At 66.2% G+C, this 10,649-nt stretch carries 9 protein-coding genes; 1 reads left to right on the top strand and 8 read right to left on the bottom strand.

Translation table 11 applies throughout. The features are described 5' to 3' along the window. Positions 1-216 precede the first annotated feature (216 nt). The 5 genes from U1E26_04500 to U1E26_04480 form a co-directional block, all read right to left on the bottom strand. Positions 217-1,593: a sugar transferase gene (locus tag U1E26_04500; GenBank protein ID MDZ4168902.1), complete on the bottom strand. Its 1,377-nt coding sequence runs from the start codon at positions 1,591-1,593 to the stop codon at positions 217-219. Next, a complete protein-coding gene (locus tag U1E26_04495) occupies positions 1,593-2,753 on the bottom strand; it encodes a glycosyltransferase (GenBank protein MDZ4168901.1) in 1,161 nt (386 codons plus the stop codon). The genes U1E26_04500 and U1E26_04495 overlap by 1 nt, the downstream gene beginning before the upstream one ends. 14 nt (positions 2,754-2,767) lie before the next feature. After that, positions 2,768-4,162 (bottom strand): phosphoglucosamine mutase, encoded by a 1,395-nt coding sequence (locus U1E26_04490; protein ID MDZ4168900.1) that lies wholly within the window; start codon positions 4,160-4,162, stop codon positions 2,768-2,770. Between the two features lie 76 nt (positions 4,163-4,238). After that, positions 4,239-4,898, bottom strand: a complete 660-nt coding sequence (locus U1E26_04485) for a hypothetical protein (GenBank protein MDZ4168899.1) — start codon at positions 4,896-4,898, stop codon at positions 4,239-4,241. 129 nt (positions 4,899-5,027) lie between these two features. Next, positions 5,028-6,497 carry a cobalamin-dependent protein gene (locus U1E26_04480; GenBank protein MDZ4168898.1) on the bottom strand — a complete coding sequence of 490 codons (1,470 nt, stop codon included), beginning with the start codon at positions 6,495-6,497 and terminating at the stop codon, positions 5,028-5,030. A gap of 192 nt (positions 6,498-6,689) precedes the next feature. Here U1E26_04480 and U1E26_04475 point away from each other — a divergent pair, with 192 nt between their 5' ends. Continuing rightward, positions 6,690-7,322, top strand: coding sequence for a hypothetical protein (locus tag U1E26_04475; GenBank protein MDZ4168897.1), 633 nt, complete (start codon positions 6,690-6,692; stop codon positions 7,320-7,322). Positions 7,323-7,430: 108 nt separating this feature from the next. On the opposite strand, the gene U1E26_04470 is transcribed toward U1E26_04475, so the two are convergent. From U1E26_04470 to U1E26_04460, 3 genes are all read right to left on the bottom strand, one after another. Beyond that, the gene (locus U1E26_04470; GenBank protein ID MDZ4168896.1) at positions 7,431-8,366 is read right to left on the bottom strand and encodes a hypothetical protein; all 936 of its coding nucleotides are present in this window, start codon (positions 8,364-8,366) and stop codon (positions 7,431-7,433) included. A gap of 159 nt (positions 8,367-8,525) precedes the next feature. Further along, positions 8,526-9,737: an NHL repeat-containing protein gene (locus tag U1E26_04465; protein ID MDZ4168895.1), complete on the bottom strand. Its 1,212-nt coding sequence runs from the start codon at positions 9,735-9,737 to the stop codon at positions 8,526-8,528. Between the two features lie 2 nt (positions 9,738-9,739). After that, positions 9,740-10,576 (bottom strand): hypothetical protein, encoded by an 837-nt coding sequence (locus U1E26_04460; protein MDZ4168894.1) that lies wholly within the window; start codon positions 10,574-10,576, stop codon positions 9,740-9,742. Positions 10,577-10,649 lie beyond the last annotated feature (73 nt).

Raw genomic sequence — 10,649 nt, 5'->3', positions numbered from 1 at the left:
CCACTTCCCCACGTTTCGCCGCCACGGCTGTCAAGGAACCTTGTCGCAGCCGTCCTGCCCCCAGGACTGCAGCGCGAGCCTCCAGATTTCACGCAATACACACACAACGCCCAAGGGCGCCATTGGGGTGAGTATCGTCACATATGCACCGCTGGTCAATAACCGTTCACCGAATGTTAAGCATCGTTCAGCCGTGAACGAACTTGCGGGAGGGCGTCAGCGCGCTCCATGTCCCGTCAGGACCACCTTCAGCGTCTCCGCCACGATCTGCGCGTCCATGGCGAGGTTGCGGTGGTACATGTAGATGAGGTCGTACTTCAGCTTTCGCTCAGGCGTAGTGGCGTATCCCCCGCTGACCTGGGCCAATCCGGTGACGCCGGGCTTGACCTGGAAGCGCTCGCGATAGCCGGGGATCTCCTTCAGGTGCTGCTCCACGAAGAACGGGCGTTCCGGACGAGGCCCCACGAAGCTCATCTCGCCCTTGAGGATGTTAGCCAGCTGGGGAAGCTCGTCGATACGGAACTTGCGAAGGAAGCGTCCCACTCTTGTGATGCGAGGGTCGTCCTCCTCGGCGAGCACCGGTCCGGAGAGCTTCTCTGCGTCCTTGACCATGGTACGTAGCTTGTAGACCGAGAACGGCTTGAGGCCGTGACCCGTACGCTCCTGGGCGAAGATGATGGGAAAGCCGTCGGACAGCACGATCGCGGCTGCGGCGATCAACAGCACCGGGCTCACGAGGACGAGCACCACCGCCGCGCCGACCAGGTCCATGGCGCGCTTCGCGGCACGGTAGTAGCGCGGCACCGACGACTCAGTGATCTTCATGAGGGGGATGTCGCCGATGAGCGCGTCCACGCGCCCGATGAAGATCTCGTAGAGTTCGGGCACGACGTCGACGCGCACCTTGAGCTCGTCGGCCAGCACGAGCGACTCGACCAGTTCACGAAGCGCGACCGGACTCACCACGATCACGCGGTTCGCGTTCTGCGCACGCGCGATGGTAGCCACATCCGCCGCCGCGCCCAGAATCGGATAGCCGCCCACCTCGCCGGCGGGCTCGGCGCCCGCGGTAGCGCAGGTGTCAACGAGGCCGCACACCCGCCAGCCCCAGGTCGCGCGTCGCGTGAGCTCGTCAGCGAGCTCAACGGATACGGGGCCCGTTCCGACGAGCACCACGCGCTGCTCCGGCCAACGCACGCGTCCGAAGCGCAGGAAGACAAGGCGCCAACCCACGAGCAGGACGATGCCGAACACCCAGCCAAGCAGGATCGTCGAACGCGCGAAGCTCGCAGTGCGCGGCCCGCCGAAGAAGGCCACGGCGGCAACGAGCACGGTCCCCAGCGTCACCGCCGCCGTGACCGAGCGCACCACGGCCCACGCCGTCTCGACGCGCTCGGGGTCGTAGAGCCCGTAGACCCACGTGCTGGCCACGTAGATGAGGGTGGCGAACGGCGCGATCACCAGGTAGGCGTCGAAGTTGAATGTGGGAAGCGCGCCTTCGAAACGCACGAGGAACGCCAGTACCACGCCGGTGTTCACGAAGATGGCGTCGAGCAGGACCGAGATGGCGATGAAGCGAGTGCGGGACAGCATCAGCTCCTCCGCCCGGCAGCCTGGGCGTGCAACGCCATCGCCTCGCGATAGACCGCGGTGGTGTTCTCCACCATGCGCGGAATCGTGAAGTCGGTCAGCGCACGCTCTTTGGCCTGTCGACCCAGCCGCTCGCGAAGCTCGTCGTCGGCCAGCAGGCGGCGCAGCGCGTCGGCAAGCGCGTCGGCGTCCCCGACGGGGACGATGAGACCCGTGACCTCGTGCAAGTTGGCGTAGGGTACACCGGTGGTGAGGTTTGTGGATACGACCGGGGTGCCGGCGGCGTGAGCCTCGATCTGCACGAGCCCGAACGCCTCGCTGCGCGCCACGCTCGGCAGCGCGAAGACATCGGCCGCCGCGTACCAGGCGGCGAGCTCCGGCTCGTCGACGGGGTCGAGGAAGCGCACACGCTCGGACATACCGTGAGCGGTTGCGATCTCGCGGAGCTCGCCCTCAAGAGGCCCGCGCCCGATCATGACGAGGTCGGCGTCGACACCCTGCATCGCGCGCACGAGCACGTCGGCACCCTTGTAGTAGATGAGCCGACCGACGAACAGCACGACGCGCCGCCCGCCATGTTCGGCCCGAAGCGCCTGTGCGCGCGCCTGCGTCGTCTCGTCGCCAGCGAAACGCTCGACGTGTAGCCCGAAGTTCACGTGGCGGCACTTCTGCGCCCGGGGGGCGAGGTACGGCGAGTGCTCGATCATGTTGGGCGAGGAGGCCACGATCAGGTCCGCGCTGTCGAGGAACCGCTCGAGAAACGGCCGGTATGCCACGAGCGCGGCCTTCTGGCGCACGATGTCGCTGTGGTACGTGATCACCAGGGGGACCTGGGGACGCGCGGCGAGCCACGCGAGCTCGCCCCACGGGTACGGGAAGTGGAAGTGGAAGACGTCCGGGGCCTGGACCCGCGCGGCCTCAGCGGTGATCTCCCGTGCGAAGCCCCAACAGAGGGGTGTTGAGGAGAACTCCGTCGCGCGCGGTAGGCGCACCACGTCGACCCCATCGACACGTTCCTCCACACGGGAGTTCTCGCCGTTGCACACGATCGCACGCACCTGCGCGCCCGCATGCGTGACGAGGCCCTCCGCTAGATCGCGCAGGTGGAACTCGATGCCCCCGAGGTGCGGCGGGTAGTACTTGTTCACCATGCTGACGCGCATCGGGGACCCCGCTGTCATCCGCGCGGCTCCACGAGCGCCCGGCCGGCCGCGAGCAGATCGTCAACGACGCCGGCTGACGACGCCTCTGCGTAGATGCGCACCAACGGCTCCGTACCGGACGTGCGCATGAGCAGCCACGCGTCGTCGGGCAGGAGGAACTTCACGCCGTCGACACGTATCACCTCGCGCACCACCAGCCCGGCCAGCTCCTCGGGTGCAAGCGTCGGCATCGACGCGACGAATGCGTCCATCACGTCGGGGTCGAGCTTGAGGTCGATGCGGCGGTACTCCATGGGCCCCGTCAACGCGAACAGATCCTCCACGAGCCCGGACAGACCCGTCCCCCGCTGCGCCATCATCTCGGCGAGCAAGAGCGCCATCAGCAGCCCGTCGCGCTCGCGAACGTGTGACGGGATCCCGATGCCGCCTGACTCCTCGCCGCCGATGAGCACGTCTCCGGCGACCATCTCCTCGTAGATCCACTTGAAGCCGACCGGCGTCGTGACAGTCTCAAGACCGAGACGCGCGGCGAGACGGTCAACGACCACCGAGGTGGACAGCGTCTTGACGATGCGCCCGGTGCGGCCCTTGTCCTCGACGAGGTGCCGGGCGATGAGCGCGATGATGCGGTGCGGGCTCACGAACGCGCCCTGACCGTCGATGGCCCCGATGCGGTCCGCATCCCCATCGGTCACGAACGCGCCGTCATACCCCCCGCTGACCACCGCGTCGCGCGCAGCGTCGGTCCACGGCGGGATCGGCTCAGGGTGGAGCCCTCCGAATCCCGGGTTACGCTCGCTGTGCAGTTCGAGCACCTCGGCGCCCATGTCCCGAAGCACGTCGGCCAGGTACGACTGCCCGGCACCATAGAGCGGGTCGACGACGACGCGCAGGTCCGCTGCCCGGATGGCGTCGGCATCGACCGCGGCGCGCAATGCGTCGAGGTAGGGCTCGACCAGATCGACGACGTCGTAGCCGCCGCGCTCCGCAGGGGGCTCGGGCACGAGTTCCGCCTCCACGCGATCAGTGAACGTCACCGGAGAGGCGCCGCCGTCCGCCATGCGCAACTTGAAGCCGAGATACTCGCTGGGGTTGTGACTCGCGGTCAGCATGACGCCGCCGACCGCCTCGTCGTCATGCGCGACCGACCAGCACAGGGCGGGCGTGGGCAGGTAGCGGTCGGACACCTTGACGCGCAGCCCGTGTGCGGCGAGGACCTCGGCGGCCGCCGCGGCGAAGCTCGCGGCCTCGAAGCGTGTGTCGTAACCCACGAGCACGAGCCCGCCCGGGGCATCGGCTGCAAACACGCGGCCCGCCGCATCGGCTGCCCGCCTGAGGTTGTCGTAGGTGAAGTCGGCGCCTATGACCGCGCGCCAACCGTCAGTGCCGAAGCGGATGTCTGACCTCATGCCCCTAGCCCCTCTCCCCTACCTTCACGGGACGCGCGCGGGCGCCGGGTTTCCGCCGCCGACGCGCGTCACACCACTAGCGCCGCGCGAACGACTGCTCGAAGTTCGGTACCGGATTGCCCAGCACGCGGACGCGGTCATCGCGCACCTCGATATGGATGGCGTCTTGCTCAGAGTCCGCGACCATCGAGGCGTCCACCCGAAACGTTGCCACCAACTTCGAGCCGGAAGGACCGTCCGGGTAGATCGTGAGCTTGAGGTCCTTGCCGACCGCGCACGGACCGATGGCCAGCGTGTCGCCCTTCCCCGCCTTCGGCTTCACGCTCTTGCCCCCGAACTCGATGGTCGCATTCTTCGGCGAGTTGGCTTGCGTGTCATTCCACCACTTGATCCGGATGGTCTTTGGCGCAGTGCTCGGCGCGGTGCCGGAGCCGCCGGTGCCCGTAGACCCGCCGGTGTTGCCGCCTGTCGACCCACCAGCGGTGCCCGTCCCCTGCCCGCCCGGCTCCTCGGCTTGCCCGCCGGCGCCGGGATCAGAGGGCGTCTTGGGGTTAGCGGTACCCGTCGCGCTTGCTCCCGTGTCCCCGGTTGCGGTAGAGCCCTGGGATGCGCCGGGCTGCAGTCCCAGCTCGGGAGCGTCCGCTTCCTTCTTCCCGCATCCCGCAAGAGCGAGCACGAGGAGGAGCGCCATGAGCCCGGCGACGGCACGGGTGCGATGCTTGATGCGAGGGAACACGTGATGCCTCCAGTCGACACGTCTCAAACATGACAGGGCGGTGACCGACCCCACGCGACTGCATGGTACCATCGGCGGCCCTGGTCGACTGCGAAGCAAGCGCCTTGCCGTACCAGGTCGGTCGCCAGACTACGAGCGGTCGAAGAACTTCAGGCCGGGGACGGGATGCGGCATGCCCACTCCGAGGAAGTCGAAGTGCTCGCCGTAGTCCTTCATCATCTGCTGGAACGCCGAGAGCATGTAGCGACGCTTGAAGCCATCAGGCAGCGCGAGCACGTCCTTCATCTTCTTGGCGTAGAAGCTCATGTAGCATTTGCCGAGCGCGCGCGTCACCTCGTCAAGCGTCATCGCGTACGGTTCCACGATCGGGGTGGCAAGGTTGTACTTGGAGTAGTCCCACACGCGAATGCGGTCCTTGAACTCCTCGAAGATCGGCGTGAACGGCATCGGCGTGAGCACCGGGAATACCGCGATGTCGGGGTTGAGCTGGATAGCCACCTCGATGGTCTTCTCGATCGAGTCCCACGTCTCGGTCGGCGCACCGATCATGAACGATGCCTCGGTCATGATGTCGTGCTCGCGCGCAAGGTCGAGCGCGAGCTTGTTCGTGTGGATATCCGTGCCCTTGTTGAGGCTCTCAAGCATCTCGTCGGTGCTGGCCTCAGCTCCGAGGTAGAGGTGGATGATCCCCGCGTCGTGATACTTGTGCAGGATGTCGGCATCGCGAACGATGTCCTCGACGCGCGTCTCCATGAGGAGCTTCACGGGCATCTGCTCGGCGATGATGAGGTCAAGCAACTGTTCCCAGCGCTCGCGGTCCTTGGTGGGGAACGGGTCGATGAGCGTGATGAACTCGACCTTGTACACATCGACGAGCTCGCGCATCTCTTCGATGACGAACTTCGGGTCACGCGCCCGCCACGTGCCACGCCAGAACTGGCGATGGCTGCAAAACGAGCATCCCATCATGCATCCGCGCGACGTGAGCATCGAGGCCATCCGGCCCCATGGCTCGATGTTGTAGTGATAGACATCCCAGTCAAGCAGGTGCCACGCCGGTACTATCGGGTTGAGATCTTCGATGTGCGGGCGCAGGGGCGTCGTGATGATCTCGGAGCCCCGAGCGAACGCTATGCCCTGCACAAATGAGGCGTCTCCATCGAGCGCGGTGGCCATGAGCTCGGGCAGAGTCACCTCAGCCTCGCCGCGCAACACGAAATCCACGCGGTTGGCCTCGTCGAGGAGGATCTCCTCGAAGAGGAAGGTGGGGTGAGGACCGCCGATGAGCGTGATGATGCCGGGGTCGACCTCTTTGGCAATCCGCAGAGCCTCGAGGGCAGCTGGCACCGTCGCCGTGCTGATGGCGCCCGTCACCGGGAGATAGTCAAGCGTCATCACGAAGTCCGGGCGGTACTCGCTGAGCTTCTCACGGATATCCTCAAACGTTCGACCGGTGTTCATCGCGTCGAAGATGAGCGCCTCGTGCCCGGCGTCTTGTGCGGCCTGCGCAAGGTAGGCGATATGCAGCGGCGGCCACGTACCGATGACCTGCACGCCCCAGCATGCGTAGGGCGGAATAACGAACATGATCTTGCCCATAGAGTGCGGACTCCTCGAGTGTCTCGGCGGCGCCAATCACGGACCGGGCGTGCGATACACTCCGCCGGCGCCGCGCTTCTGCACAGATGATACGCCCCCCGACCCGCCGCCGCACCCACTCCACGAGACCGACATAGCCCGCATGACGTAGAATTGGGCTCCCTCGGAGAGTGAAGGAGTGCGTGAGGCCCCTTGAGCCAGCTTCTCGACTCGCTATCACGCCTTGCTCAGGACCCTGCACGAAACCCCGGAGCGGTTGCCGCCGCAGTGACGATCGTCGTGCTGTTCGTGATCGTCCTCGTACTTGTGCTCATCGCCTTCGCGCTACCCAGGTCATCAGCCAGGCCCCACGCGCACAGCCGGCTAGCTGCGCGTTTGCGCCTCCCGCGCTGGCTGACCTTGAGTATCGTCGCCGGGCTCGCCCTTGCGGGCGCGGCAGGGTCAGTGGCGCTGTGGTACCACGGGACCTCCGCCAACGAGTACTGCACGCAGACATGCCACGCCATGGCCGTTCCCGCCGAGACGTGGATGCTCTCGGCGCACTCCGAGGTGAGCTGCGTGCGCTGCCACGAGGGACGGCCATGGGAGAGCTTCGGGCGCGGCCTGACGATGCGGACACACAGCCTCTACCTAGAGCTCACCGGGGCGCCGCCGCGAGGCGATCGGGTCCCTCCCGACAACTGCATGTCATGCCATGCCAACGTCATCGAGAAGCCGCTTGAGGCCCGTAACGGCGAGATATTCCTGCACGGTGAAGTCCTCACTGAGGATCCGGGCTGCACCCGCTGCCATGGCCCGCAGGGCCACGAGCCCCACAGACCGTAGCCCGCGCGCGATGGCTCGCGCGATCCGCTGCGCCCATGCCGCTGCACCACAAAAGAGGGGCGCCGCCCGAAGGCGACGCCCCATCACGTCTTACTTGGATGATCGGCTCTACCAGTTCAGACCCACACCGGCGCCGCCGCCGCTGACGTGGCAGCGCAGGCAGACACCGTCAGCCTGAGCGTCCACGGCGGCCGTCGGGGTCACCGAGGCGGCCGATGCGGCGCTCACGAGGAAGCGAGCACCCGGCGTGAAGTGCGGCCAGGCCGACGTGCGATACCCGCTGGCGTGGCACGACGCGCACTGCTCGGAGCCGAGCCACGCAACCTGCCCGGTGGTGCCGTCGGGGAAGTCATACGAGGCCGTGTCGCTCGTCATGACGTGCGCCGTGGCCAAGTTCGGTACGCCGCTCATGTCGGGGGTGCCCCCGGCCCAGTCGGCACCGTTGTAGTACTGGTTGCCCGTGCCGAGACCAGCGTCGTGGCACGCCGTACACCACTTGGTGAGCGCCGTGTCCGACGAATCCGTGGAGAGCGGAGCCTGCGCGAAGGAATCGTACTCGTTGCCCGTGAACGTCTTGCTGCCCACGAGCAGGCGGGACGTGAGATAGGCATTGTTCGTCATCTTGGTGGCGGCTGCGTGCACAGAGTGGCACGTGGTGCACTTCACACCGTAGTCGACACTGGCCACCTGAAACGTGTTGTGGGCGTTATCGTAGTCAGTACCGCTGTAGTTCGTGACCACGCCTTCGTACACCTGGGTGTAACCTCCGCCGCCACCGACGTGACAGTACGTACACGCGTCGGCCACCGAGCCGCGAAGAAGCAGCTCGCCGAACCCATCGGCGTTGTGGACCGCATGGCAGACCACGCACTTCTGTGTGGTGGTCGAGTAGCCACCGTGCGGAGAGGTGCCGTTCGCACCGCCCATGCTGTCCCAGGTCAGGTAGCCGGAGTCGCCCACGCTTGCGAAAGCCGGCAGCGCGAACGCAAGTGCCGCGATCGCTGCCACCGCGAAAAGAGCCCACGTCTTGCGAGAGATACCCATTGTTCCTCCACGCCCGTTGATTAATCTCAGTGTCGAGGTCACGCGTCTGCACGCTTCAGTGTACGGTCGAACGGCAGAACACGAAACCTCCACACACAACACTTTAGCAACCTGAATGCCACTGTACAAGCATTTCATCGGCGCCGAGCGCGTACAGCGTTAGACCGAATCGGTGAGCGGTGCACGGCGGCGCAGTAGTGCCCGCCCCGACCACAGTCCAAGCCCGATGGCAAGCAGCAGCAGCCCCAAGGGCACCGCAAGGTAGCGAAACGGGCTCGATGTCGCTCTCCACAGCGCTGCAGCACCCGGGTTGGCTGAGCCCGGGATGCGCACGATCTGCACGCGGTTGTTGTTCGTGTCGGCGATCGCGAACCAATCGCGTTGGGGATCGTAGTCAATCGATGTCGGGTAGAAGAACTCGCCTTCATTGCGGCCGAAATCACCGTAGACGGCCGTGACCTTGCCGGTCTTGGGGTCGACCACGGCCACCTCGAAGAGAAACGCGTCGACCACGATCAGCCGGCCCGCCGCATCAAAGACCAGGTCCTGCGGGAGGTCCCAGCGATGCCCCGGCACGGCGTCTGACGCGGAGCCGTCGGTGCCGGTCGCATCGCGGCTGGGCCCGCCCCGAGAGGCGAGGCCGCCGGGCACCACCCACTTGATGTCGCCATCCTGGGTGAAGGCCGAGATCCTCTTGTTGAAGGGCTCTGCCACGTAGATGAACCCGTCTTTGCCCGTGATGCCCTGATAGGCGTCGATCTGCCCGGGCTGCGGGCCTCGCTCCCCGAACCCAGCCAGTTTCGTCCCCTGCTTGTCGAAGACGAGCACCCGCCCGGTGTCGAGGACGTAGACCCGATCGTCGGTGACACCGACGCCGCGCGCCTGCACTTCAACGGGCCACTCGCGCACGTAGAGGCCTTGTGCATCGAAGACGATGATCTTGTTGGCCCAGCTATCGGCGATGTAGAGGTCGCCTTCAGCGTCGATGTCGATGGCCTCAGGCCGGATGAACTGACGGGGCCCGGTGCCACCCGCCCCGGTGTGGAGCAGGCGCCGGAACGTCCCGTCAGAGCGGAAGATCATGATGCGTGCGCGCATGGGGTCCGTGGCGTATACGTCGCCGTTCGGGGCGATCGCAACCGACGACGGCAGCTGGAGCTGCTCGTCAGGCGAGGGACCGAAGCCGTACATCGAACGCTCCCAGCGGAGCTCGTCTGCGGCCTGCTCCCCCTGGGGGGTTCCGCCTGGTTTGACGAGGTTGTAGAAGACGACGAGAAGGCCTGCAAGCAGCGCCAGCAGCAGCAGAATCGCGACGATGAGGATGATGCGGGCGCGTGACGGCGCGGCCGCTTCGATGGCATCTGCAGCCACGGTCACTCCTTCCCCAGATCGCGAAGCCCTTGGATCGCCCCCGCGAAGTCGGGCACGAACATGAGCGCCGCGCGGTAGGCCTGCTCGGCTTGCACCGCGTCACCCTTCTCTGCGTACAGGTCCCCAAGCTCCACCCAGATGTCGACCTGCCGGGAGTTCTCCTTGCTCGCGAGTTCGAGATCGGCGATTGCACCATTGATCTCTCCGATGTCCTTCTTGGCAAGGCCGCGCCCCCAGTAGACGAGCAGCAGACCATCGTCACCGATGTCGCCGGTGATACCGACCTTAGAGCGCTCCACACGAATGCGCTCACGGATCTTGAGTGCCTCCGTCAGCGCGCGGTCGTACTCCGTGACAGCCTCCCGGGAACGCCCCGAAAGCCGCAATACGTCGGCTTTGACCACGACGAGCGCATCGGCGTCATCAGCGGTCTTCGCGCGCTCGAGCGCCTCGAGTGCCTCCTCGTAGCGATCAGCTCCCGCGTACGCGTACGCCAGACGTGCCCATGCCGTCGCGCTCGTTCGATCCTCGGCTACCACCGACTCCGCGGTAGCCACATCACGTTCCGCCATCGTACGTGGGGCCTTGTTCAGCGACGACAGGTAGAAGTACAGCACGCCCGTCGTGGCCACCAGCGTGACAACCAGCGCCATGGCGAATACGAGTAGTGCGTGTACGAGGGGGTCGTTGGGTCGCTCGGCGCCCTCGCCGTCGTCAGCGGCCCACACATCATCGGGCTGGCCCGCTTCATCGTCGGCCCATACGGGCTCGTCGGCCCCGGCGTCAGCGGCGCGACTCAGCGGGCCCGTATCCGGCTGCTGCTTTGTCGTACTGTCCATCATCTCTCACCTTCGGCGGGCATTCGGGACTTGCGCACGCTGTTCCCGAAGCAAACGCCATGCTCACCCCGGC

The organism is Coriobacteriia bacterium, assembly GCA_034370385.1.
Lineage (GTDB): Bacteria > Actinomycetota > Coriobacteriia > Anaerosomatales > PHET01 > JAXMKZ01.
Note: the sequence above shows the minus strand (reverse complement) of the source record. Positions and strands in the feature narration are given on the sequence as shown.

Coding starts and splice junctions, on each gene's coding strand:
- U1E26_04480 (MDZ4168898.1), bottom strand. CDS start 6,497: ATGGGCAAGATCATGTTCGTTATTCCGCCCTACGCATGCTGGGGCGTG.
- U1E26_04460 (MDZ4168894.1), bottom strand. CDS start 10,576: ATGGACAGTACGACAAAGCAGCAGCCGGATACGGGCCCGCTGAGTCGC.
- U1E26_04490 (MDZ4168900.1), bottom strand. CDS start 4,162: ATGAGGTCAGACATCCGCTTCGGCACTGACGGTTGGCGCGCGGTCATA.
- U1E26_04470 (MDZ4168896.1), bottom strand. CDS start 8,366: ATGGGTATCTCTCGCAAGACGTGGGCTCTTTTCGCGGTGGCAGCGATC.
- U1E26_04495 (MDZ4168901.1), bottom strand. CDS start 2,753: ATGCGCGTCAGCATGGTGAACAAGTACTACCCGCCGCACCTCGGGGGC.
- U1E26_04500 (MDZ4168902.1), bottom strand. CDS start 1,593: ATGCTGTCCCGCACTCGCTTCATCGCCATCTCGGTCCTGCTCGACGCC.